The organism is Desulfoluna sp. CYM3A (assembly GCF_056829965.1).
This window is the reverse complement of the sequence record NZ_CP186556.1, coordinates 5807292-5831784: the sequence shown is the minus strand read 5'-3', so window position 1 is coordinate 5831784 and position 24493 is coordinate 5807292. Positions and strand designations below refer to the sequence as shown.

Annotated in this window: 20 protein-coding genes; 13 read left to right on the top strand and 7 right to left on the bottom strand. The window is 60.4% G+C overall.

Features of this window, described 5'->3' with window-relative positions; translation table 11 throughout:
• Positions 1-50: 50 nt before the first annotated feature.
• On the bottom strand, positions 51-1349 hold the full coding sequence (gene glpB, locus ACOYW1_RS29345; RefSeq protein ID WP_482420752.1) for a glycerol-3-phosphate dehydrogenase subunit GlpB: 1299 nt from the start codon (positions 1347-1349) through the stop codon (positions 51-53).
• A complete protein-coding gene (gene glpA, locus ACOYW1_RS29340; protein ID WP_218950974.1) occupies positions 1342-2904 on the bottom strand; it encodes an anaerobic glycerol-3-phosphate dehydrogenase subunit GlpA in 1563 nt (520 codons plus the stop codon). Before glpA ends, glpB begins: the two co-directional genes overlap by 8 nt.
• 430 nt (positions 2905-3334) lie before the next feature.
• Here glpA and ACOYW1_RS29335 point away from each other — a divergent pair, with 430 nt between their 5' ends.
• Complete coding sequence (locus ACOYW1_RS29335; RefSeq protein ID WP_246317750.1) at positions 3335-4150, top strand: DeoR family transcriptional regulator; 816 nt, start codon at positions 3335-3337, stop codon at positions 4148-4150.
• A 248-nt stretch (positions 4151-4398) separates the two neighbouring features.
• On the opposite strand, the gene ACOYW1_RS29330 is transcribed toward ACOYW1_RS29335, so the two are convergent.
• Positions 4399-5922: an OmpP1/FadL family transporter gene (locus ACOYW1_RS29330; protein ID WP_482420751.1), complete on the bottom strand. Its 1524-nt coding sequence runs from the start codon at positions 5920-5922 to the stop codon at positions 4399-4401.
• Positions 5923-6417: 495 nt separating this feature from the next.
• On the opposite strand from ACOYW1_RS29330, the gene ACOYW1_RS29325 reads away from it, so the two are divergent.
• Positions 6418-8028, top strand: a complete 1611-nt coding sequence (locus tag ACOYW1_RS29325; protein WP_482420750.1) for a sigma 54-interacting transcriptional regulator — start codon at positions 6418-6420, stop codon at positions 8026-8028.
• A 562-nt stretch (positions 8029-8590) separates the two neighbouring features.
• On the opposite strand, the gene ACOYW1_RS29320 is transcribed toward ACOYW1_RS29325, so the two are convergent.
• Entirely contained in the window at positions 8591-10156 is a 1566-nt protein-coding gene (locus ACOYW1_RS29320; RefSeq protein ID WP_482420749.1) for a YifB family Mg chelatase-like AAA ATPase, read from the bottom strand.
• Between the two features lie 382 nt (positions 10157-10538).
• Here ACOYW1_RS29320 and lpxC point away from each other — a divergent pair, with 382 nt between their 5' ends.
• The 7 genes from lpxC to ACOYW1_RS29285 all read left to right on the top strand — a co-directional run bounded on the left by lpxC (position 10539) and on the right by ACOYW1_RS29285 (position 17884).
• Positions 10539-11405, top strand: a complete 867-nt coding sequence (lpxC, locus tag ACOYW1_RS29315; protein ID WP_482414317.1) for a UDP-3-O-acyl-N-acetylglucosamine deacetylase — start codon at positions 10539-10541, stop codon at positions 11403-11405.
• The gene (locus ACOYW1_RS29310) at positions 11402-11974 is read left to right on the top strand and encodes a DUF4390 domain-containing protein (RefSeq protein WP_180138846.1); all 573 of its coding nucleotides are present in this window, start codon (positions 11402-11404) and stop codon (positions 11972-11974) included. The genes lpxC and ACOYW1_RS29310 overlap by 4 nt, the downstream gene beginning before the upstream one ends.
• A gap of 9 nt (positions 11975-11983) precedes the next feature.
• Complete coding sequence (locus tag ACOYW1_RS29305) at positions 11984-14284, top strand: ATP-binding protein (protein WP_482414316.1); 2301 nt, start codon at positions 11984-11986, stop codon at positions 14282-14284.
• Between the two features lie 44 nt (positions 14285-14328).
• The gene (locus ACOYW1_RS29300) at positions 14329-15678 is read left to right on the top strand and encodes a sigma-54-dependent transcriptional regulator (RefSeq protein ID WP_482420748.1); all 1350 of its coding nucleotides are present in this window, start codon (positions 14329-14331) and stop codon (positions 15676-15678) included.
• An 18-nt stretch (positions 15679-15696) separates the two neighbouring features.
• Positions 15697-16245, top strand: a complete 549-nt coding sequence (gene rsmD, locus ACOYW1_RS29295) for a 16S rRNA (guanine(966)-N(2))-methyltransferase RsmD (protein ID WP_482420747.1) — start codon at positions 15697-15699, stop codon at positions 16243-16245.
• Positions 16246-16490: 245 nt separating this feature from the next.
• The gene (gene coaD / locus ACOYW1_RS29290) at positions 16491-16988 is read left to right on the top strand and encodes a pantetheine-phosphate adenylyltransferase (RefSeq protein ID WP_180138840.1); all 498 of its coding nucleotides are present in this window, start codon (positions 16491-16493) and stop codon (positions 16986-16988) included.
• Between the two features lie 5 nt (positions 16989-16993).
• Positions 16994-17884, top strand: coding sequence for a selenium metabolism-associated LysR family transcriptional regulator (locus tag ACOYW1_RS29285; RefSeq protein WP_482414313.1), 891 nt, complete (start codon positions 16994-16996; stop codon positions 17882-17884).
• Positions 17885-18190: 306 nt separating this feature from the next.
• Here ACOYW1_RS29285 and ACOYW1_RS29280 read toward each other — a convergent pair whose 3' ends face one another.
• A complete protein-coding gene (locus tag ACOYW1_RS29280; protein WP_180138836.1) occupies positions 18191-18778 on the bottom strand; it encodes a YqaA family protein in 588 nt (195 codons plus the stop codon).
• Positions 18779-18784: 6 nt separating this feature from the next.
• Positions 18785-19447: a protein-L-isoaspartate(D-aspartate) O-methyltransferase gene (locus ACOYW1_RS29275; RefSeq protein ID WP_482423846.1), complete on the bottom strand. Its 663-nt coding sequence runs from the start codon at positions 19445-19447 to the stop codon at positions 18785-18787.
• 279 nt (positions 19448-19726) lie between these two features.
• Between ACOYW1_RS29275 and ACOYW1_RS29270 the strand changes: the two genes are divergently transcribed.
• Both ACOYW1_RS29270 and ACOYW1_RS29265 read left to right on the top strand, forming a co-directional pair.
• On the top strand, positions 19727-20038 hold the full coding sequence (locus tag ACOYW1_RS29270; protein ID WP_482420746.1) for a potassium channel family protein: 312 nt from the start codon (positions 19727-19729) through the stop codon (positions 20036-20038).
• Entirely contained in the window at positions 20020-20721 is a 702-nt protein-coding gene (locus ACOYW1_RS29265) for a potassium channel family protein (protein WP_482420745.1), read from the top strand. Before ACOYW1_RS29270 ends, ACOYW1_RS29265 begins: the two co-directional genes overlap by 19 nt.
• Before the next feature lie 22 nt (positions 20722-20743).
• Here the strand turns inward: ACOYW1_RS29265 and ACOYW1_RS29260 are convergent, their stop codons facing one another.
• Positions 20744-21331, bottom strand: coding sequence for a 5-formyltetrahydrofolate cyclo-ligase (locus ACOYW1_RS29260; protein WP_482414311.1), 588 nt, complete (start codon positions 21329-21331; stop codon positions 20744-20746).
• Between the two features lie 313 nt (positions 21332-21644).
• On the opposite strand from ACOYW1_RS29260, the gene serS reads away from it, so the two are divergent.
• Entirely contained in the window at positions 21645-22919 is a 1275-nt protein-coding gene (gene serS, locus ACOYW1_RS29255; protein ID WP_482420744.1) for a serine--tRNA ligase, read from the top strand.
• Positions 22916-24424 carry a threonine synthase gene (gene thrC, locus ACOYW1_RS29250; RefSeq protein ID WP_482420743.1) on the top strand — a complete coding sequence of 503 codons (1509 nt, stop codon included), beginning with the start codon at positions 22916-22918 and terminating at the stop codon, positions 24422-24424. Before serS ends, thrC begins: the two co-directional genes overlap by 4 nt.
• Positions 24425-24493: the final 69 nt, after the last annotated feature.

The following is a 24493-nucleotide window of genomic DNA, read 5'->3' as shown; positions in this document are numbered from 1 at the left end:
CGCAAGGGGGCTTTTTTTGTTCAACACACGCTTATCAGTCCGCAGAAGACTTACACGCTGCAGGATTCCGCGGCCCTGAAGGCGGTGGCAATGGAGATCCCTGCCCCGCTCTTCTCCCGTTTCCAGTCCTGGTGGGCCAGGATACTGCCGGCCACAAAAAGGCTCGGGTCCACCACGTTGCCGTCGCTGTCCAGGGGGCGCATGGCCGTATCGGCGATGATCCCGGCCCGGTTCACGGCGTGGCCTTCGGGGTGGAAGAGGTCGCATCGGTGCCAGGCGTCCCGGCTCTGGGGCTGGGAGACATACAGGTCCAGAAGGGGCTCGGTGATCCGGAGCCGGTCCCCGGCCAGTCCGCCACCCATGAAGCGACCGGTGGCCAGGATCATCTTGCGGGCCGAAACGGTCCGCTCCTCGCCCCTCAGGGAGGCGGTCACGGTGAACCCGCCCTCCCCTTTGGAAGCCTTTGTGACCCGCCCGCCCACGAAGGTCGCAACACCATACCTTGAGAAGGCCCGGTCCAAGGCTTCTCGCAGCCGGACGCCGGCGGCCGTGGGGGGCATGCCGGGGATTTCAAAACAGGGAACGCCCAGGGCCTTTTCCATATAGGCCAGGGTCTCGCGGCTCTTCTCCATGCCGAGGACCGGGGGAAGGCCCACGGCCTTGTGCCCGTCCAGGTGGGGACGAATGGCCTCGATGAGCCGATCGCATGCTTCGGGAAGGTCCAGCTCCCGCGCCAGGGCTTCGGGGTAGATGTCCCCGGGACGCCCCAGGCCTTCGGGTGCAACCACAACCGATGAGAGCCCCGGCCAGATGGGGGCAGCCGACTGAGCAACCTGGCTCGCCTCAAACCCTTTGAGCCTTCGGATTCCCACAATAAGGGTCTTGAGCCCCTGCTCAAGGGCCGTTGCCCCTGCGACCATGGTCTCGGGCAGGGCATAGCTGGCCTTGAGAGACCCCACGCTGGTCACCACCCGGGCGTTGGTTTCACAGATTCGATAGCCCAGCCCTTCCTCTTCCAGAACCGCCAGGAACCCTTTAAAGGCCTGGGCAATGGCGTCAGCTCCGACCTTTCCGTAGGGGTGGCCGGGCCCCTGGCTCACCAGGTCCTGAACGGTCTGCCAGGGAGCTGCGGAGTACGCCTTGTCACCGGGCAACATGCCCGCCAGGTCAAACAGGCCACTGGACAAGGGCAGCTGGCTGCCTGTGCCCACCACGGCAACCTTGAGCCCCTTTTTTGCCGCAAAGAGAGCTGCCGCGCTTCCGGCAAGTCCGTTTCCCACCACCACGACGTCTCGCTGGCCGTCCCAGGGGTCTCTGGCCGTACGGCCCATATCCGCTGCATTACTCATGCCCCACCTCCATTCCAAAGAGTCCGCACTGCAGGGCTTCATGAAGCTCCGCCCGGGCGAGGTTCTCTCCCCAGGAGACGGATCGCATCCCCTTCCAGCGCTCCTTATAAAAACGGGCCAGACCGGAGAGGCCCTCGTCCCCTGTCACGTGCCCCTGGCCGTACATCCAGGCGGCCAGCCTCAGACCACAGAAGCTCCCCTGACAGGGACCTTTGCCCACGCGGCTTCGCAAGCCCACTTCCACAAGGCCCCGGGCAAGGCCCTGGCTTTCCAGGGAGGCCACCAGGGAACCGATGACCGATTCGGAGACCATTTCACACTCGCAGATCATGCCGTCACCGTCCTGATGACCGGACATCCACTTTTTCGGGGCCGCGCCGGGCTCGGTCCACATGGCGTCGCCGCTGGCCGGCAGGATGCGGGTACGGGTCAGACAGGGTCCGCCTGTGCCGAGGTAATGGCAGACGGCGTCCGCAGCCCTTTCCGCCATGAGCCGGTAGGTGGTGAGTTTGCCGCCGGTGATGGTAAACAGGTTTTCCACCCCCTCCTCCGCATGATCCATAAGGACAAACCCTCGGCTCACGCTTCGATCGTCTCCGCCGGAGGCGGCGCCGAACAGGGGACGTACCCCGCTGTAGGCCCGGATCATCCGCGTCCGTTCAAGGATCGGCAACAGGGGAATGGCCTCCTCCACCATGCGATCCACTTCATCGGTGGTGGGCCAGGCCGCATCCGGGTCATCCACATGGGAGGACGTGGTCCCCACAATGGAGACGGTGCCTCCGGGCACCACAATGTCCGCGTCCGAGGGGGGACGCAGGCGGTTCACCACCCGGGTGGTGAGGCGATGGTCCGTCACCAGGAGGCTCCCCTTGGAGCACCGCACCTGGGTCGTGGCCCCGGCAATGGCCGCCACCTGGCCTGCCCAGGCGCCGGCGGCGTTGACCACGCAGGAGGTCTCTACCTCCACGGTCTCGCCCGTTGCCCGGCGTTTCAAAAGAGCATGGGTCACCTTGGATCCCTTACGGGTCACCCCTGCCAGCTCGGTGCCGCAGAGGAGCTCCGCCCCGTGGCTCAGGGCGTCGGAGACGTTGTCAAGGGAGAGTCGAAAAGGATCCACGGTGGCGTCGGCGACCTCGTAGGCCGCAACAATACCGCCGGTGAGGTTCGGCTCCATGGCACGCGCTTCGGCCACGTCGAGCTGCCTGTGGGGCATATCGCTCTGACTGAGAAGGCTCTCAAAGTCCGCCATGTAATTTTCGTCATCCCCTTCAACACCCACAAACAAGCCGCCGGTGGCCTCGATGCACTGAGGGGCCATCTCACGGAGCAGGGCGTTTTCATCCCTGCACTCTTCGGCTGAGTGCCGATCCGAATAGAGATACCTCGCCCCGCTGTGGAGAAGGCCGTGGTTGCCCCCCGACGCGCCGGAGTTGACGTCCCCGCGCTCCACCAGCAACACCTTCAATCCCCGAAGCGCCAGGTCGCGCGCTACGCCGCACCCGGTCGCTCCGGCCCCGATGACCGTTACATCCGCTTTTATTCGCTTCATCATCCCATGATGTCCGCCCAGATGATTAAGGACCTGCCCATCAGTGCAACAGCGCCCCCGTATTCCACACACGGACCGAGACCGCACGTCAAAAGATCCCCCGCAGCTCAGGATGTTCGTTTTCCAAAACAGACACACATTTCGGATACCCGGCGGACACGCTGCGGTAAACCCTTTGGTTTTCAACCATAAACTTCTTGGCATTTCCAGCGCGTCCGGTTCCCTGACAAGGTTCGGAATCGATCCTTTGACCATCCACATCCAGCAGATTGTTCACAATACAACATAAATTTTCGGATTTGAAAACCCAAAACTATTGCTTCCGGCACAGAGAATCGGGATAATAGCTCTTGAGAAAAAGGAATTACGATGCTATCACACATTAAACTTTGCAGGTTCGTTCTCATCAAAACCGAAAATAAGGAGAGTAGAGGTGAACACCGGGGATCGGGAATACAACGCAGCAGATGTCATTCGAACGCTGCCGAGGCGTCAGAAGGCGATCTATGACATGGTCCTTGAAAAGGGCTTTGTCTCCATCGAAGGGCTCTCCCAGCACTTCTCCGTGACGCCCCAGACCATCCGGCGGGATATCAACAACCTGTGCAGCGCCAAGCTGCTCCAGCGTTACCACGGAGGCGCCGGTCTCCTGAACAGCGTGGAAAACTTCACCTACTCCACCCGAAAATCGCTGTGTTCGGAAGAGAAAATCCGCGTGGCCCAGCACGTGGCCCAGTTCATCCCCAACAACGCCTCCCTGTTTCTGGACATCGGTACCTCCACCGAAGAGGTGGCTCGGGCCCTGGTGGACAAGACCGGCCTGCGGGTCATCACCAACAACCTCAACGTGGCGTCCATCCTGGGGCAGAACCGGGGCTTTGAAATCCTGGTCTCCGGGGGCGTGGTCCGAAACCACGACCTCGGCATCACCGGGGAGGCGGCCATCGACTTCATCAGCCAGTTCAAAGTGGATTTCGGCATCATCTCGGTGGCGGGCATCGACCCCGACGGCACCCTCATCGACTTCGACTACAACGAAGTGCGCATCGCCCGGGCCATCATCAGCAACTCCCGCCAGGTCTTCCTGGTGGCCGACCACTCCAAGTTCAACCGAAGTGCCATGGTGCGCATCGGCAACTTGGAAGAAGTAGACGCCCTGTTTACAGACCGCACGCCCCCGGCCTCCTTCCTTGAGATCATCAAGCGAGGCGATGTGAAGCTGCACATCGCGCATGGCGGCAAGCACTGACCCCTGAAACAACTGAACGAACCACCGCCGCATTCGAACGCAAAAAGGGCCGCCCCCATCCGGGGCGGCCCTTTTTTTTTGCCGATGCACGGCTTTTTTTGTGCTCACAACCACTGTCTGCAGTGACGACCCGGACCCCAGGGAGAACCAGCCGTCGCTGCAATGCCGGGGAAGGGGCCAATGGCGATGGCGGGGTGCCCCTCCCCCGAGGACACCGACGGTCGCCGGTGCCGGGAGACTGGAAAAAATCAGAAGCGGGCTGTCAGGGTCACGCCCCCGCCCACGATGTAGCCGTCGGCGCTGGCTGAAACCACGTTGCCTGCAAAGCTTTCGTTGAGGTTCGTGCTCTCGCCACCCACCACACGGGCCTGCTCGATGTCCGTGTACTGGAACACCGCATCGATGGTGTAGCGACCGAAGTTAAACCCGGCCCCCAGGGAGTAGGTCTTTTTGTCCGCATCGGGCCACTGCATGTCCAAGGTGTTGTCGGGGATGGGCGTGGGGTCGTAGAAGTAACCGCCGCGCACGGTGATCATGTCGTTGATGATGTATTCCATGCCGAAGCGGAGCTGCTTGGTGTCTTCCCAATCCCTTTCATAAGCTTCTTCCATGCCACTCTGTATGGGATCAGCACCAGGAAACACGCCAATGTCTATGGGGTTGGACAGCTTGGACACCTGGTCCTTGTTAATGCTCCAGTCCGTCCAGACCAGGTCGCATTCGATGGAGAACTTGTCATGGGGCTGGTAGCGCACACCGGCCTGTATCTGCTGGGGGTGATTGTAATCCATCGTTGCCGTTGCAACCTTGACGCCGTCTTTAAACACGTCGCCTTCAAAATCGGCATCGCACTCGCTCCGGTAAGTCAAACCGAGGGTAATGGTCTCCTTGGGCTTGTACATCACACCGATGTTGTACGAATAGTTTACATCATCTTCCAACTCCATGCCGATGGCGGCCTGATGGTCGGGGGAGGGAAGATTCCCAAATTCACTTCCGTCCACGATCCCGGCTGCGCTCAGCTGGGCTGAGTAGGCCGCTGCTTCCCCATACTTTTCAGGATCCAAGGCAGCTGCACCGGCGTACACTACTGCTGCACCCGCTACATTTGTTATCGCTGGCCCTCCCGTTTTTTTGCTGATCGTATCGGCATTGTCGATCAGTTTCCCCACAAACTCAGTGGTATTGGAAATCAGATACTTACTTGTATCTGCACCGGCCTCGGACTTGCCGATGGTAACCCCCACACCAAAGGAGAGCTTATCGTTCACCTTGTACGAAAGGGAAGGCGTCACGCCATATCGCTTATAGTAAGAGTGATAGGCACTGTAAGAACCCGGGTTTTTCGTAGGGTCCTTTTCCCAGTCCAGCTCCATGCCCCAGGGTGCGTACGCTGCAACGCCCAAGGCGAAACGCTCGCTGATCTTCTGGGCATAGCCCAGATGAGGGGCCACCAGAATGTCGGACTCGTCGCTGAAATCCGTGGGCTCAATGAGGTTTTGCGACATGTCCGAGCGGTTGGTCACCGTAAACTGGGACATCTCGATGGTGGGGTCCACCGCAAGGGCTCCCACGGAAAAGACCTTGCCCTCAATCTGGGAGAGGCCCGCCGGGTTGTAGTACGCGGCAAAGGGGTCGTCGGCCGTGGCCGCATAGGCCCCACCCAGGGCGGTGGCCCTGGCACCGATACCGTATGTATCCACCGAACCTGCATAAGCCATCGTGGAAGCGGCAAGCACACAAACCGCCGCACAAGCAAAACGTTTCACCATTGTTTCCTCCTTACACATAGCATGTCAACATAGCAGCGACGCTCGAAACCCGGGACCGAAATCATCCCTTCATACCAGTGCCCCATCCATAAACACCGTCCCACCGTCACACCTACTCGCCCTCTTCAGGGAGATTTCCGGCAAGATATCTGGGATGTTGCGACCCAGCACACCGATCTCAGAGTCAAAAAACCGACCGTACGGAACACTACACATCAGGTGCATATTAAAGCCCGGTTCAAAAGTTAATGACGCCTTCTACATATGCGACCAGCGTTCACTCAAACCGCGCAGCACTGTACCACTCTTCTACCGGAAGTCAATTGTGCAACCATCGTGCCACTGCGTGAACAATGGTTATTGAGTAATCATTCCACCACATTCACAGAATCCCGGAACGGACAGGTTACACGCCATTTCGTTTCATATTGAAATCATAATTTCAAAATGATACAAAGTTTAAACCCTGAGCCCACTTTCACAGAGGTGATCATTATGCTTTCCGACCCCTTCTCTCCGTCGCAACTCATCACCCGGGACCCCCAATACGGGTTTCCCCTTTTCGGTCCCAGCCGTGTCCTGGGCGTCAGCATCGCCACCCTGGAACGGTTTTACCGGGACTTTACCGAAATGGTGGACAAAAAAACCCGCCGACGCATTGCCGAAAACCTGGGCTACGAGGTCGGCCTGGGCCAGGCCACAACCCTGTCCGGGCTCTGCGCCTTTTCATCGGCCTCGGAGCACCTTCACGCAGGGAGCAGGCTTCGAAACTTCACCGGCTACTGCAACGAACGCATCACCTCCCTGGACATCACCCCCGAGGGAAAGCTGGTGCGATTCAGCGGCCGGTGGGCCGGGTCCTTCGAAACCGCCATCTACCTCAAAACAAACAGCCGCAAAAACAGGGGCCATGCCGGGCGACCGGTGTGCCTGGCCCTGTGCGCAATCCTCAGCGGGTACGCCTCGGCGGTGTTCGGAGAAAAAATTGTGGTGAGGGAAACGGCCTGCCAGGCCATGGGGACAGAGGAATGCCACTTTGAAGGAAAACCGGCGACGGAATGGGACATGGGCGAGGCCCCGCCGTACATGGACGATGAGGGCGACCACGCCCTGGAGAGCAACATCACCAAGCTGAGGGAAATCCTGGGCCTTGAACATCGCCCGGCCGCGGCCCCGCCCTTTTTCGCAACAACCGACCCGGTGTGCAGGGATTCCGGCTTTCGGGCCGTGCTGGATCGCACCGACAAGGTGGCCCCCACCGACGCCACGGTCCTTATCTTAGGGGAGAGCGGGTCGGGCAAGGAGGTTGTGGCCCGCCGGATCCACGCCGGATCCCGCCGCAGCAATGCCCCCTTTCTGGCCATCAACTGCGCGGCCCTGCCCCCGGAGCTCCTGGAATCCGAACTCTTCGGCCACGTGCGCGGAGCCTTTACCGGCGCTGAAAAAACAAAAAAAGGGCTCTTTGTCTCCGCAGGGGAAGGCACAATCTTCCTGGACGAAATCGGGGACATGCCCCTGCCTGTCCAGGGCAAGCTCCTGCGCGCCCTGCAGGAGAGGGAAGTACGCCCGGTGGGTGGCCTGGAAGACATCCCCGTCAAGGCCCGCATCGTCGCCGCCACCAACCGCGACCTGGCCGCCATGGCCCGGGAAGGCTCCTTTCGCCAGGACCTCTACTACCGGTTGTCGGTCTTTCCCATCACCCTGCCCTCACTGGCCCAGCGCAAAGCGGACATCCTCCCCCTGGCCCACGCCGCCTTGAAAAAACGGGCCCCGGATCACCCGGGGTTCTCGTCAGAGGCAGAAAAAGCCCTGCAAAGCCACACCTGGCCCGGCAACGTCCGCGAGCTTGAAAACTGGGTGGAACACGGCCTCATCCTCGCCGGCAACACCCCCATCGACACCGATCACCTCCCGGAAGCCCGGCGCACAACCCCATCCGGCGACAGCATCGACGGCGACCTCCCCAGCCTGGAAGACCTCACCCACCGCTACATCCACAAGGTCCTGGCCCACACCAACGGCAACAAAAAAGAGACCGCCGGCATCCTGGGCATCGGTACGGCAACCCTGTGGCGACACCTTAAAAAGGAAACGATGGGGGGCTAAGGGCTAAGGGCTAAGGGCTAAGGGCTAAGGGCTAAGGGCTAAGGGCTAAGGGCTAAGGGCTCATAGGTGCCGGAGGAACGGATGTCAAGCCCACGATTCGGCACCTCGTCACCCTTTCTAATGATGCCTCCGGCGGCCCTGTCGGGGGCCAAACTTTTGCCAATTAGATGTCTTGGGTTTGACAAACAGGTTTTGCTTGGGTTTCACAAAAATCTTCGCGAAAGCTCTTCCCCTGAGGAACGAAGGGGGAGGGCTTTCGCAACCTGGGGTCCAGGGGTGGCGAAGCCACTTAGGCCAAAAATCCCCTGGCCGCCGGAGGCAATGCGGATAGATCCACATTGGACAAGTAGCAATAACGTATCCTGTTACGTCGAAGCTTGTGAGCCTACCCGCATAAACCCTCAGCGTTCATGTCGGGCGTAGCCCGAGCCGAAGGCCCTTGCGCTTTGGCCGAGGAACGAGGGACGAAGCGCAAGGGCAATAAGCTCGAGGTGGCTCACCTCGCCGCCGGAGGCTTGCTTTGCCCCCGACTTTAACCATAGAAGGCATCGCTGCCTGTGTTTTAACTGGGGCAGGTTGCTTCCCAGGGTTCCCGTTCGTCGGCCCGGGAAAAGATCTCCCGGTACTGGATGGCTTCGGCCACGTGGGGGGTATCGATGGCATCGGCGCCTTCGAGGTCGGCGATGGTGCGGGCCATTTTCAGGCAGCGCATCCAGGCGCGGGCTGAGAGACCCAGGCGTTTCACCGCGGCTTCAAGCAGGTCCCGGGAGTCCGGGCCCACCTGGCAGAAGGCTCTCACCTCGCGGCTTCCCATCTGGCCGTTGAACCGGACGGGAAGGTCTTTGAACCGATGTGATTGCCGGGCCACGGCGGCCACCACCCGCTCCCGCACCGCGGCTGAAGCCTCTGCCCCGGTCTGTTTTCGTCCGGAGAGCTCGTCAAAGGAGACGGCGGGCACCTCCACATGGAGGTCGATGCGGTCCAGCAAGGGGCCGGAGATGCGTTCCTGGTATCGTTCCACCTGCACGGAGGAGCAGCGGCATTCCCGGCCGGGGTGGGTGGCGTATCCGCAGGGGCAGGGGTTCATGGCACAGACGAGAAGGGTGTCGCTGGGGTAGGTAACCTTGATGCGGGCCCGGGCGATGTGGACATCCCCATCTTCCAAAGGCTGCCTCAGGACATCCAGGACCCGCTTTTTGAACTCGGGCAGCTCGTCTAAAAACAGCACCCCGTTGTGGGCAAGGCTCACCTCCCCGGGCATGGGGTTTTGGCCCCCACCGATGAGGCCCGCATCGGAGATGGTGTGGTGGGGGGAACGCACCGGGCGAATGGTGACCAGGGGCGTGTTTCTGTCCAGAAGGCCCGCTGCCGAGTGGACCCGGGTGGTCTCCAGGGCCTCGCCAAAGGAGAGGGGAGGCAAGATGGAGGGAAGGGCGCGGGCCAGCATGGTTTTCCCGGAACCCGGCGGCCCGTTCATCAGGAGGTTGTGGCGCCCGGCCGCCGCGATCTCAAGGGCCCGCTTGGCATGTTGTTGGCCCACGATGTCTGAAAAATCCACGGAGCAGGTCCCGGCACCGGGCTCCAGCCCCTCAAAGGGCGGCTCGGGCATCAGGGGATGGATGCCCTTGAAAAACCCCACGGCCTCGGAGAGGCTTCCCACGGCAAAGACCCTGATGCCCCGCACCACCGAGGCCTCGATACCGTTGTCCCTGGGGACCATCACCGCGTTCATCCCGCGACGCCCGGCCTCCATGGCCATGGCCAGGACGCCTCGCACCGGCTTGACTCGTCCGTCCAGGGCCAGCTCCCCGCAGATCAAAAAGCCCGATGCCGCGCCCTGGGGCACCATGCCCGTTGCCGTGAGAACCCCTAAGGCCACGGGCAAGTCAAAGCCCGTGCCCTCCTTGCGCATGTCGGCCGGGGCCAGGTTGACGGTGATGCGATCCCTGGGAAACTGGAAGCCGGAATTGGTCACCGCCGCCTTGACCCGCTCCCGGCTCTCCCGCACGGCGGTCTCGGCAAGCCCCACCGTGGTAAAGGCCGGAAGTCCGCGGGCGATATCCACCTCCACATCCACCACCCGGGCTTCCACCCCCACCAGTGCACTGCTGAAAACCCTGGCCAGCACGCCCCCTCCTTTTCATCCCCCAGGGAGCCCCGGGGCTCCGGGATGACAATGACTTTGATATTTCATGGTATTTGATATATAAACCCACTAAGTTGAGATTTTTCCGAATAATCAGGGGCCACGGACCACGGCACCCACATCCACCCGCGTGTGTCGACTTTACGAGTGATACCACGCACAGACAGACGGCCCTTCCGGGGCATAGGATGTCGACACGCCTGATGCGTTTATCGGACAAACCCATCACACAACCATGCACAAACGATTTGGATACGTCGGGAAAGACTCTCAAGGGACACTGAAACGATCGGACACGATCAAAACGACGATATCGGGCGGCCTTTTTCAGGCCCCCGCAGACGATACGGTGATGACAATTTACATGAATCAACGCACCTTAGCAAAACCTTTTTCATGCTCGGGAACCGGCGTCCACTCCGGTGTTCGGGTCAACCTGACCGTCCATCCGGCCCCCGCCAACCACGGCATCCGGTTCCAGCGCAGCGACCTCCCGGACAGCCCCACCATCCGGGCCCTGTTCCGAAACGTCGTAGACACGAGCCTTGCCACGGTCATCGGCCAGGAGGGCGCCATTGTCTCCACCATCGAGCACCTCATGGCCACCTTCGCTGGCCTTGCCATCGACAACGCCCTGGTGACCATCGACGGGTATGAGATGCCCATCATGGACGGCAGTGCCCGCGTGTTTGCCGAAGGCATCATGGAAGCAGGCATCGTGGCGCTGGACAAACCCCGGAGCTTTCTGGCCATCACCAAAAAAGTGGAGCTCTGCGAGGGGGACAAGCGCGTGACCGCCGTGCCGTGCGACCACTTCTCCATCACCTGCGGCATCGCCTTCAATCACCCCATGATCAACGAACAGAGCGTCACCCTGGACTCCCGGGACAACACCTTCCTCACGGACATCAGCCCGGCCCGCACCTTCGGGTTCTACCGGGACATCAAAATGCTCAAGCTTTACGGGCTGGGGCGTGGCGCGGAGCTGGACACCGGCATCGCCCTCACCGACGACGGCATCATGAACGAAGGGGGCCTGAGGTTCCCCGATGAGTTCGCCCGCCACAAGCTCCTGGACTGCCTGGGTGATTTTTCCCTCTTGGGGATGCCGATCCTTGCCCACATCACCACCAGCAAGTCCGGCCACGCCTTTAACCACGCTTTCCTGGAGACCCTGTTCGAACACAAGGACTCCTGGGAGACACGCACGGTGGAAGCCGACGCCCTATGAAAAGCCGACTCTCAACCCTTGCCGTCTGTGTGGTGCTCCTGATCCTTCTCCTTGCCGCAGCCGCAGGGGCTGCGTCCCAGGACCCTCGGCTCGCAAGCCTCACCATCACCAACACCCGGGACCACCTGCTCCTTTACACCGAGCTGGAGGGGGCCTTTGTGGAAAAGGTGGAGACCGCCGTCCAAAGCGGGGTGGAGACCACGGTCTCCTACGACATCGACATCTTCGAGCAGAAGCGGTTCTGGTTCGACAAGCGCATCGCCTCCATCCGGGCCGAACACCGGGTCAAGTTCGACGCCATGAAAAAGGTCTACACCATCACCCGCTCCTGGGCCGAGCCCCAGAGCCTCACCACGGAAAACTACGAAGAGGCCAAGCAGGTCATGAGCCGCTTGGAAGGGCTGCGCGCGGCCGCCCTCACCGACCTGACACGCGGGGAAGCCTACCAGGTCAGGGCCAGGGCCCGCCTGGAAGAGTTCACCCTGCCCGTCTACCTGAAGTTCATCGGCCTCTTTGCCGATCTGGACGCCTTTGAAACCGACTGGCGACACGCCGCCTTCGTCTATTAAGAGGTGGCCATGACCCCACCCCTTGACACGCCCCCCACCGAGTCTTCACATAAAACCGGTTCTTCCCCCGGCCGGATGCCCATGGACTTAAGCATGAAGCGTCCCTCGGCCGAGGCGGAAAAAAAGCGGCAGAAGCGGGAGTTCCTCTTCATTGCCCTTCTCATCGTGACCGTGGGCCTCATCTCCTACGCCATCAGCAAGGCATCAAACTACGGCGCCAACTTTCCCATCTCCAACACCCTGTTGATGTTCATTCTCATCAACATCAACATGATGCTGCTGCTGACCCTGATCATCCTGGTCTTCCGCAACCTGGCCAAGGCTTACTTCGACAGGCGGAAAAAGACCATGGGCTCCAAGCTCCGGGTGAAGCTCGTCATCGCCTTCATCTCCCTGACCCTGGTGCCCACGGTGGTGCTCTTTTACTTTTCCATGCAGTTCATCTCCACCAGCATCGCCTACTGGTTCAACGCTCCGGTGGAACAGGCCCTGGAAAACTCCCTGTCCATCGGTCGGGAGCTTTACACCCACATTGAAAAAAACAACGCCTTCTTCCTGGATCGCATCGCCTACCAGCTGGACAAAAAGTACCTGAACTCAAGCAAAAAAAGCGCCCTGTCCAATTACATCGTGGTGAGCCAGCGCGCCTTCAATTTAGACGCCATCGAGGTCTACGGCAAAAACACCGATCGCCTCACCTTCTCCATCTCCTCGGACACCGCCCCCACCACCCTCAACCTCATCGCCGCCGGGGAACTCCAGAAGGCTGCCCAGTCCAAGGGGATCCACACCCTCATCGAAGAGAGCGGGGGCCAGGAACTCATCCGCAGCATCGCCACCGTCCCCTTCCGGGCCGATCGCCAGAACGCACGGGCCTACGTGGTGATCACCATCCGGGTCTCCAGGGAGCTGGTGGGCAACATCTCCTCGGTGACCCGGGGCTTTGAAGAGTATCAGCAGATCAAGCTGATGAAAAAGCCCATCCGCACCACCTATTTCATCGCCCTGTCCATTGTGGCCCTGCTGGTCCTCTTCTGCGCTATCTGGTTTGCCTTTTACCTGGCCCGCTCCATCACCATCCCCATCATGGAACTTGCCAAGGGCACCCGGCGCGTGGCCGAAGGGGACCTCTCCTTTCACATCGACGTGGTGGCAAACGACGAAATCGGCAGCCTGGTGGTGGACTTCAACAAGATGACCCGTGACCTCGGGATCAGCCGGGAACAGCTGGCCCTGTCCGCCCGCATGCTTAAAGAGCAGAACCTGGAGATCGAAGAGCAGCGGCAGTACATGGAGATTGTCCTGCAGAGCGTTTCGGCCGGGGTCATCTCCCTGGACCCGTCGGGCCATGTGGCCACCATCAACAAGTCTGCCGAGCGCATGCTGCAGGTCAAGAGCAAGCATGTGATCCGCCACCACTACACCGAGCTTTTAGGGGACCAGGAGAGCCAGACCGCCAAGGAGATCTCCGAAAAACTGGAGAACTCGGGCAACGGCATCAACTTTCCCGTCTCCCTTGCCATCAGCGGCAAGCCACGGAGCTTCAACGTCCACTCCACCACCCTCCGGGACGACAACGGCAACCCCATGGGCCTGGTCATCGTCTTTGACGACATGACGGAACTTGAAAAAATCCAGCGCCTTGCGGCCTGGCGAGAGGTGGCAAGGCGCATCGCCCACGAGGTCAAGAACCCCCTGACCCCCATCGCCCTGTCGGCCGAGCGCCTCAAGCGCCGCTACTCCAAGGTGGTGGCCGAGCCGGTCTTCGACGAGTGCACCCGCACCATCATCGAGCACGTGGACCTCATCCGCAACCTGGTGAACTCCTTTGCCTCTTTTGCCCGATTCCCCACCGCCAACCCTGAGCCCTGCGAGCTGCCTCCCATCGTGGAAGACTGCCTGGTCCTTTACCGGGAGGGCCTCCCCGATATTGAGTTTACAGTTGAGTTTGTAAATGATATTCCCCTTTTGAATCTCGACCGTCAGTTGATCAAGCAGGCCCTCATCAACCTGATCGAAAACGCCGTGGCGGCTGTTCGGGGACGGGGGCGAATCGCCCTATCCCTTTCGTACAACAGCCTCAAGCAGGTGGTCACCCTGGAGGTGGCCGACTCCGGAACCGGCATCCCCGATCCCGTCAAAGCCCGGCTCTTTGAGCCCTACTTTTCGACCAAAAAATCCGGGACCGGCCTGGGCCTTGCCATCGTCAACTCCATTGTTTCCGACCATAACGCCGAAATCCGGGTGCTGGACAACGATCCCACCGGCACCCGCTTCGTCATTGAATTCCCGGTACAGGCCCCGGCCTGATCCCGGCTTCGGCTCACCAAGAGCCCGCCCAAGGAGAACACCTTATGTTTCCAACCCTGCTTATTGTGGATGACGAACAGCCCATCCTCCATTCCCTTGAGGGGCTGCTCTCCGACGAGGGGTTTAACGTCCTGACCGCCCCCAACGGATATGAGTGCCTGAAGACCATCGACGCCGAGCACCCCGACCTGGTGCTGCTGGACATCTGGATGCCGGGCCTGGACGGCATCGAAACCCTGCGGGAGATCAAGAAGTCCCACCCGGACATTCCCGTTATCATGATCTCCGGCCACGGCACCATCGACACGGCGGTCACCGCCACCAAGTACGGGGCCTTCAGCTTCATCGAAAAGCCCATCAGCATCGACAAGGTCATCGTGGCCATCAACAACGCCCTGAACTTTCGCAAGCTGGAAGAGGAGAACCGCTTCCTGCGGACCCGCATGATCGCCAAAAACGCCATCGACGGCTCCAGCCCTCCCATCCTTGCCCTGAAGCAGCAGATCATTGCCGCCGCCCCCACCGAAGCCCCCATCCTCATCACCGGGGAGAACGGCACCGGCAAGGAGCTTGCCGCCCGGACCATCCACCAGTTCAGCACCCATTCGGAGAGCCCTTTAATCACGGTCAACTGCGCGGCCATCCCGGAAGCCCTTTTTGAAAGCGAGCTCCTCGGCCATGAAAAAGGCGCCTTCGAAGGGGCCAAGGCCAAGCACATCGGCCGCTTTGAGCTGGCCGACGGAGGCACCCTCTTCTTCAACGAGATCGGGGACATGACCCTGGCCAACCAGGGCAAGCTGCTCCAGGTCATCGAAGAGAAACGCTTCTGCCGCCTGGGCGGGAGCCGGGTCATCGACGTCAACGTGCGCATCATCGCCGCCACCAACAAGGACCTCAGAAAAGAGATCGAAGAGGGACGCTTCAGGGAAGACCTCTACTTCCGCCTCAATGGCGTGCCCCTGGACATGCCCCCCTTGCGCAACCGGCTGGAGGACCTCCCCCTGCTGGTGGGGCGCTTCACCCAGGAGTGGTGCAAAACCTCTGAGTCCGAGCCCAAAGCCTTTGAGCAGGACGCCATGGAAGCCCTGGCCGACCACAACTGGCCCGGCAATGTGCGGGAGCTGAAGAACCTGGTGGAGCGCCTGCTCATTACGGTCAATAAAGAGACCGTCGCCCTGGCCGATCTCCCCACGCCCTACCGCGCCCCGGAGGCAAAAGAGAGCGCGGACAGCCTCTCTGAGCTGGCCGATATCGCCGACTTCCGGGAGGCCAAAGAGGCCTTTGAGCGGGAGTACATCAAACGGCGCCTCGCAGAGTGCGACAACGACACGGCAGCAGCAGCCAAAAGCCTGGGCGTCAGCAAGGGCCACATCACCAAAATTCTCAAATCGTAAGGGCATCAGGCATCATCCATGCGCATCATTGGCGGAGAACGACGCAAGAAAAAACTCCTGGCCGTCCCCGGCATGGCCACCCGGCCCACGGCGGACCGGGTCAAGGAGACCCTCTTCAACATCATTCAGAGCCACATCCGGGGGGCCTTTGTCCTGGACCTCTTCTCAGGCACCGGGGCCCTGGGCCTCGAAGCCCTGAGCCGGGGGGCGGACCATTGCCTCTTCGTGGACAACCAGAGGCAGGCCTTAGAGACCTGCCGGAAGAACATCACCGCCTGCGGCTTTGAGGAGAGAAGCACCGTCATCAAGTGGGACATCGCCCGCAACCTGGGCTGCCTCTCCCGCTACCCATCCCGGCTGGACCTGGTGTTCATGGACCCCCCTTACCGTAAGGGCCTGGACGACCTGGCCCTGGCCCACCTCATCCAAGCCGGGGCCCTGGCCCCGGAAGGGCTTGTGGTGGTGGAACACGCCGCAGACGAGGCACCGTCGGCGCCCGACGGCCTGGCCATCACCGAGACCCGGCACTACGGCTCCACAGCTCTCTCCTTCCTCTCTCCCCATTAAGGGCTCCCCGAAAAATACGGGCCTTCCGGCACGTCCCGGGCAACCCCCCTTAATTCATGGGGTTCCCGCCACCTGCTGCCGCGGCATTCACTGCCGCGGTGGCGGAACCGGTTGCACGGCCCCGTCTCCTGCCCCTCTAACATATGCAATTTCCGATGAAAAAGGTTGTTCCCCCTCTTTTTTTTGTGTTAGAGCTTCTCTGACATTGGGCCCACTGTTCATTCAGCGAAAAAGGATCTGACACCATGGAGACAATCGCCGTTTACCCCGGTTCCTTCGACCCCCTCACCAATGGCCACATCGATCTTGTGGAACGTGGATTGAAAATCTTCGACAAAGTGGTCATCGTGACCCTCAACAACAGGGCAAAAAAGCCCCTCTTTTCCGTGGAGGAGCGCCTGTCCATGATCCGGGACTGTTTTCAGGGAATGGATTCCGTGGAGGTGGATGCCTTTGACGGGCTGGTGGTGGATTACGCCCGGAAGCGAAATGCCAACGCCATCCTGCGCGGGATGCGGGCGGTTTCGGACTTCGAGAACGAATTTCAGATGGCCATGTTCAACCGGCGGCTCAACCGCGATGTGCAGACGGTCTTTCTCATGACCGGCATGCGCTGGATCTTCACCAGCTCCTCCGGTATCAAGGAAGTGGCAAGCTTCGGCGGGGACGTCTCCGGCATGGTGCCCCCCTCCATCGAGAAAAAGCTCAAAGATAAATTTCACCAGGCATACAGCAAGGGTTAACGGGCATGGATTTCTGGCAACTGACCATATTCTGCAAGGTGGTGGAGCTCAAGAGCTTTTCCCGTGCAGCCGAAGCGATCTACCTCTCCCAACCCACGGTGAGCAGCCACATCAAGGACCTGGAGGAGCACTGCGGGTTCCGCCTCCTGGACCGCCTGGGCAAGGAGGTGCTGCCCACCAAGGCCGGCACCCTGCTCTTCAGCTACGCCAAGCGCCTGCTGGCCCTGCGGGACGAAGCCGAGACCGCCCTCTCCCAGTTCCGGGGCGTCACCAAGGGCTCTTTGACCCTGGGCGGAAGCACCATCCCCGGCGGATACATCCTGCCCGAGATCATCGGCCGGTTTGCCAAGGCCCACCCTGAAGTCCAGGTCTCGCTTATCATCCGGGACACCCGGGACATTGCCGACGGCATCTTGAACGGTGACGTGGAGCTGGCCGTCACAGGGGCGCCCCTTTCGGACCCGGCTATCTTTCAGGAGCCCCTTTTCGAGGACGACATGCGCCTCATCGTCCCCGCCGATCACCCCTGGGCCAAACGAAAAAGCATCCCCGTGGAGATGCTGAAAACCGAACCCTTTGTCACCCGGGAAAAGGGATCCGGCACCCTGAAGTCCCTGGACCAGAGCCTCTCCGACGCCGGGTTCAACCCGTCTGACCTCAAGATCGCCGCCCGCATGGGCAACACCGTCTCCGTGTGCGAGGCCGTCAAATGCGGGGTGGGGGTCTCCATCCTCTCCACGCGGGCCGTGGAACGGGACATCCAGGCCGGCCTGCTGGCCGCCATCGCCATCGAAGGGGTGAACCTCAAGCGCTCCTTTTACCTCACCCGCCACAAAAAGCGCACCCCCTCCCCCCTGGCAGACGCCTTTGCCGCCTTTCTCAAGAAAACAAGTTAAAAGCGAGCCTCCGGCGGCGAGGTGAGCCACCTCGAAAGCTGATAGCCCTTGCGCTTTGCCCGACATAAACGCAGATGGTTTATGCGGGCTGGCCCGCAAGCATCCAGGTAAGAGGACACGATGTCGCTACGTGTCCATTCTCGGTTTCACCGCACGGCATCCGGCGACCACATAGGGCTAAACAACACGTCCTGCGTTTTAACCTTTCTTCCTCGGGTTAAGACACGGAGGCATTGATAAAGCCTCGATACCGCTTGCAGCGATGGGTTCCGCCATGCAGTTTCAAACGCCCCCCTAGCGCGTGCCCTACATCACGTGGGCAATAAGGACAAACCCGCCCACGAGAAGGACGGTAAAGGCGGTGACCACCAGGTTGAAGTACTTGTCAATAAAGGCTTTGATGGTGGGGCCGAAGAGGTAGATGAGCCCGGCCACCAGGCAGAAACGACCGGCCCTGCCCACGGCGGAGGCAAGGACAAAGATGGGAAAATTGATGGAGAAGAGCCCTGCGGCGATGGTGAACACCTTGTAGGGAATGGGGGTAAACCCGGCGATAAAGACCACCCAGGCGTCCCAGGTGTTGTAGAGGTGTTCCACCCGGGCGAACTTGTCGGCAAAGCCGAAGAGGGCCACGATGCGGTCCCCGATGGCGGCCATAAACTGCCAGCCGATGAGGTACCCGAGCATGCCCCCCAGCACCGAGCCTGCGGTGCAGATCAGGGCAAACCGAAAGGCTTTTTTGTGGGCGCCCACGGCCAGGGCCACAAGGAGCACGTCCGGTGGAATGGGAAAAAAGGACGACTCGGCAAAGGCGATGAGGAAAAGGGCCCAGCTCCCGTAGGGGGACTCCGACCAGCTCAACACCCAGTCGTAAAGACGACGCATGATCTGCATCGGTTGTTACTCCTTCCAGCCGAACTCCCCGATGAGGGGAACAAATCGGCATTTGCCCATGTTTTCGTGCACCAGCTCATCCCCCGCCCGCGTGATGCGCAGCAGGTCCTGGGTATCGGCGCCCCCCACCGGCATGACCAGGCGACCGCCGTCTGCCAGCTGATCGGTGAGGTGAGTCGGAATCTCCGGGGCCCCTGCCGTCACGATGATGGCGTCAAAGGGGGCCTCTTCGGGCCAGCCCGTGGTGCCGTCTGAAAACCGGGGTACGATGTTGAAATAGCGCAGGGTGTCAAACACCTTCCGCGCCCTCATGTACAGGGTGTGAATCCGCTCAATGGTATACACGCGATAGACCAGCCGGGACAAAATCGCCGCCTGGTAGCCGGAGCCGGTGCCCAGTTCCAGAACCCGGTCATCCGGTGACAGACAGAGGGCCTGGGTCATCTCGGACACGATGAAGGGCTGCGAGATGGTCTGCCTCTCTCCGATGGGGAGGGGAAAGTCTCCGTAGGCCCGATCCATGAGGGCTTCACTGACAAAAAGGTGACGGGGGACCTCCCCCATGACCTTCAGCACGCGGGGATCGCTGATACCGCGCCCGGCGATCTGACGCTTGACCATCTCCTCCCGCTGGCGTGCGTATTTTCTCTCCAACACATCCATGCCCATCCCTTCCAACCCTTGCTTGATGAAAATATCGTAAGCGGCGAACACCGGCAGCACCGGGCCTTGATATTGCCTACGACCTCTCCGTCAGTCTACTAGAAATTTCGTCTGGGCTGTGTATAGCACAACTTATTAACGAATAGTATTGGAAATACTGCTTTTTTTTCTGTAAAATGGGGGATCTTTTCACCCGCAAAAGGCAAGACGCTGAAGGTGATTTTCCTTTAAACACAGGATGTTGCAACATCAAACATCCGACTGTCAACGACAGGGACGGATCCATTGGAAGGGCTCAAGCAGGTCGTTATTTCGGTCATTCTCCTGATGCTCATCATCACGGTGGGCATCGGCGGGTTTATGACCATCGAAGGGTGGGGCATCACCGATGCCGCCTACATGACCCTGATTACCATCACCACCGTGGGTTTCGGAGAAATACACCCCCTCTCCCCCGTCGGTCGGCACTTCACCATGGTCATCATTGTCCTCGGGACCAGTTTTTTCATTTACGTGGGCGGATCCGTGGTTCAGTTCATGGTGGAGGGCCAGATACAAACCCTCATGGCAGGTAGGCATTGGAAATCACCCGTCTGAGAGACCACCACATCATCTGCGGCTACGGCCGCATCGGCCGTGTCCTTTATCACCAGCTCATGGCCACCACCCCCATGGACATCGTGGTCATCGAAAAATCACCGGAGCTGGTGCCCCACATGGAAGCGGACGGCGCCCTGTACATCTCTGGCGATGCCGCCTTGGAGGAGAACCTCATCCGGGCTGGCATCAAAAAAGCATCCTGCCTCGTGGCAGCCCTGGCAACAGACACGGACAACGTCTTTCTCGTGCTCACGGCCCGACAGCTCAACCCGGAGATCTTCATCATGGCCCGCTGCTGCTACAAGGAGTCCCGGTCCAAGCTCATCACGGCCGGGGCCAACATGGTGGAGTCTCCCTACGATATGGGGGCCGCCAACATGGCCCTGAAACTGCTCCGCCCGACGGTCACAAACTTTCTGGAGCTGGCGCTCCAGGACCGAAACAAGGACATCCAGATGGAGGAAATCGTCATCCACGAGGACTCCGAACTGGTCAACGTAATGCTTCAGGATTCGGGCATCCGGCAACGATTCGACCTGATCATCATCGCCATCAAAACCCGGGAGGGAACCATGCTCTTCAACCCCTCCTTTGAAACCGTCCTCAAGCCCGGAGACACGGTGATTGCCGTGGGCAAAGGGACAAACCTGGCAGGCTTGCAGGCTGCGCTCCAGCCTTGAGGAACGGAGAACCCGGCCCACATCAAATCTTGTAGATGGTCCGGGTATCGGTAACGATAATGTCGATGTGCTTGTTTCTCGAATCGGTGGGGACCTGGGCAATCACCTGCTCTTCAAAGGCGATGGCCACCTTTCGGGTGGTGATGGGGAGTTTCTGGACAAACTTGTCGTAAAACTTGTCCCCGATGCCGATGCGGCCGCCCTTTTCATCAAAGGCCTGGCCCGGCACGATGGCAATGTCGATGTGATTGATGGGAACGGTCTTGCACCGGCCGGGATCGGGGACCAGGCAGCCGTCGGGGCCGTCAATGAGATCTTCGGGGCTGTTTTCCACTTTATACAGGGTGGTTTTGCTGGACTCCCGATTGAACACGGGCAGCACCACGACCTTGCCCCCTTCCAGGGAACGCTTGATGATATCAAGGGTTTCCACCTCGCTCTGCTTGGCCAGGTAGAGAAGCACGACCTTGGCTTCCATGAAGTTGGCAAAACCGAAGAGCCGCTCTTCAATGGTCTTCTGCTTTCGAGACTTCTCCTCGGGCGGAAGCGCATCCAGAACAGCTTCCACCTCAGCGATTATTTCCTTTTTTTTCTCTCCGGCATCTTCCATATATAATCTCCAGTCTTTTTCGCTAAACACATAAAATCAGTAATGATTGGTAATTTTCAAAGCTATTGACTGCCACCATGGACCGTGATAGTAATTTTAAGTTTTTAAAAACAAAAAACCACAATGCCGACCATACCACGAAACGGCATGATATCCGTGGTCCAGCCCGGTCCTCGGTCCATACCATAACACAATACGATATGGGAATCGACAGCTCTGACACAAAATCGTGGTTGTGTGTCCTGCCGAGGCTCTGTAAGGCCGGGTTGCCAAGCGTCCACCATCCCACGTTGCCAGAACAGGTACCTTAATTATGCTTGAACTCAAGTACGTCAGAGACAACCTCCAGACCGTGGAGGATGCCCTCAAAAAACGAGGCGGCAAAGCCGATCTCGCCACCTTCGCCACCTGCGAAGCCAAACGCCGTGAACTCATCGGTGAACTCGAAGCGCTCCGTAACCAGAGAAACACGGTCTCCGACGAGATCGCCGCCATGAAAAAATCCGGGGAGAACGCCCAGCCCCAGATTGATATGATGAAGTCGGTCTCCACCCGCATCAAGGCCCTGGACAAAGAGGTCAACGAGGCCGAAGCCACCCTGCAGGAGATCCTCATGGGGATCCCCAACATTCCCCACCCCTCGGTCCCCGAAGGCAAAACCGACGAGGACAATATCCTGCTGCGCACCGTGGGCACCCCCACCTCTTTTGCGTTTGAGCCCAAGGCCCACTGGGACATCGGCGAAGGCCTGGGCATCCTGGACTTCGGCCGGGCCTCGCGCATCACCGGCGCCCGCTTTCCCCTCTACTTCGGGGCCGGGGCACGGCTGGAGCGGGCCCTCATCAACTTCATGCTCAACCTGCACACCGAAGAGCACGGGTTCTCCGAGGTGCTGCCCCCCTTTATCGTCAACCGCAACAGCCTCAAGGGCACGGGCCAGCTCCCCAAGTTCGAGGAAGACCTCTTCAAACTGGAGGGCCAGGAGTACTACCTGATCCCCACGGCCGAGGTGCCGGTGACCAACATCCACGCAGGCGAGATCCTCACCGACAAGGACCTGCCCATCCGGTACACGGCCTACACCCCCTGTTTCCGCTCTGAAGCAGGCTCCTACGGCAAGGACACCCGCGGCCTCATCCGCCAGCACCAGTTCAACAAGGTGGAGCTGGTCAAGCTGGTTGACCCGGCCACCTCTTACGACGAACTGGAGACCCTCACCCAGAACGCGGAAAAGGTCCTCCAGCTCCTGGGCCTGCCTTACCGGGTGGTGACCCTCTGCAGCGGCGACCTTGGTTTCTCCTCTGCCAAGACCTACGACATCGAAGTGTGGATGCCCGCCCAGGACACCTACCGGGAGATCTCCTCCTGCAGCAACTTTGAAGACTTCCAGGCCCGCCGCATGGGCATCAGGTTCCGCCCCGAGGGCGAGAAAAAGCCGCGCCTGGTTCATACACTCAACGGCTCCGGGCTGGCTGTGGGCCGCACCGTGGCTGCCATCCTGGAGAACTTCCAGCAGGAAGACGGGACTGTCAAAATCCCTGAAGTGCTCGTACCCTACATGGGCGGCAAGGAGGTTATTGCCAAATGAAACCATCGGATTTTCCAGAAGACATCCGGGACCTGATCCTTCCGTCCCCGGAAGGCACCATGATCTACCGCTGCCTGGGCTGCGGCAGCGAACACGGCATTGACGAGCTGCTCTACGTCTGCCCGGACTGCGGCAGCGTCATGATGCTCCACGAGACCTCCAACCTGGCGGCCAAAAAAGCAGACGGCCCCACCTGGCGAAAGATCCTGGACTACCGGCGCATGCTCAACATCCCCGCACTCAAGGGGATCTACCGGTACCACGAGTTCCTCGGCCCTGTGGTCCCCCTGGACGCTGTGCTCTACCTGGGCGAAGGACACACTCCGGTGGTGGAAGCCAACACCCGCCTCCAGGAACTTACCGGTGCCCGTTTCTTTTTCAAAAACGACGGCCAGAACCCCAGCGCCTCCTTCAAGGACCGGGGCATGGCCAGCGCCCTCTCCTACATCAACTCCCTGGTGAAAAAAGGGAGCATGAAGGAGATCCTGGCGGTGTGCGCCTCCACCGGAGACACCTCGGCGGCTGCCGCCCTGTATGCCTCCTACCTCACCGACGGAATCAAGTCCGCCGTCCTGCTTCCCCAGGGCAAGGTCACGCCCCAGCAGCTCTCCCAGCCCCTGGGCAGCGGGGCCAAGGTCTTTGAGATCCCGGGCGTGTTCGACGACTGCATGAAGGTGGTGGAGAACCTCTCCTCCCGCTACGACGTGGCCCTGTTGAACTCCAAGAACGCCTGGCGCATCCTGGGCCAGGAGTCCTACTCCTTTGAGATCGCCCAGGACTTCGACTACGCCATGGAGAACATGGTGGTGGTGGTTCCCATCGGCAACGCCGGGAACATCACGGCGGTGATGAACGGCTTCCTGAAATTCTACGAGGCAGGCATCATCGAGACCCTCCCCAAAGTCATCGGGGTGCAGTCACACCACGCCAACCCTGTTTACAAGTACTACCTGGAGCCGGACACGGCCAAGCGGGAGTTCAAGCCCGTCACCGTCAAGGCCAGCGTGGCCCAGGCGGCCATGATCGGCAACCCCGTCTCCATGCCCCGGGTCATCAACGTGGTGGAGACCTACAACCGCCTTTCCGAGAAGAAAAACGTCTTCTTCATGGAAGTCACGGAGCAGGCCATCATGGACTGCGAGCTCCTGGCCAACCGCAACGGCCACATTGCCTGCACCCAGGGCGGCGAGACCCTGGCAGGGCTCATGGAGGCCGTCAAGCAGGGCATGATCACCGACGGTGAGACCGCTGTCATCGACTCCACGGCCCATGCCCTGAAGTTTTCCGGCTTCCAGGAGACCTACTTCTCCGGAACCTTCCCGGAAGAGTTCGGCATTACCCCGAACCCGGAGCTGGTCAACGCACCTGAGGATGTCAAGGCCGAGGGCCTCACCGAGTTTCCCGCGTCCGGGGCGCCCCTCACCGGGGAATCCTTTGAGCGATTTGTCCGCCTGACGGCCGATGCCATCGCCACCCGCCTGGACCTTGCCCGTCAAACATCATAAATTATTGCAGGGCAGGGGCCTTTTCCCGTGAAAAGGCCCCTGCCCCGTCAAATCCCAGGCCCCTTCCCG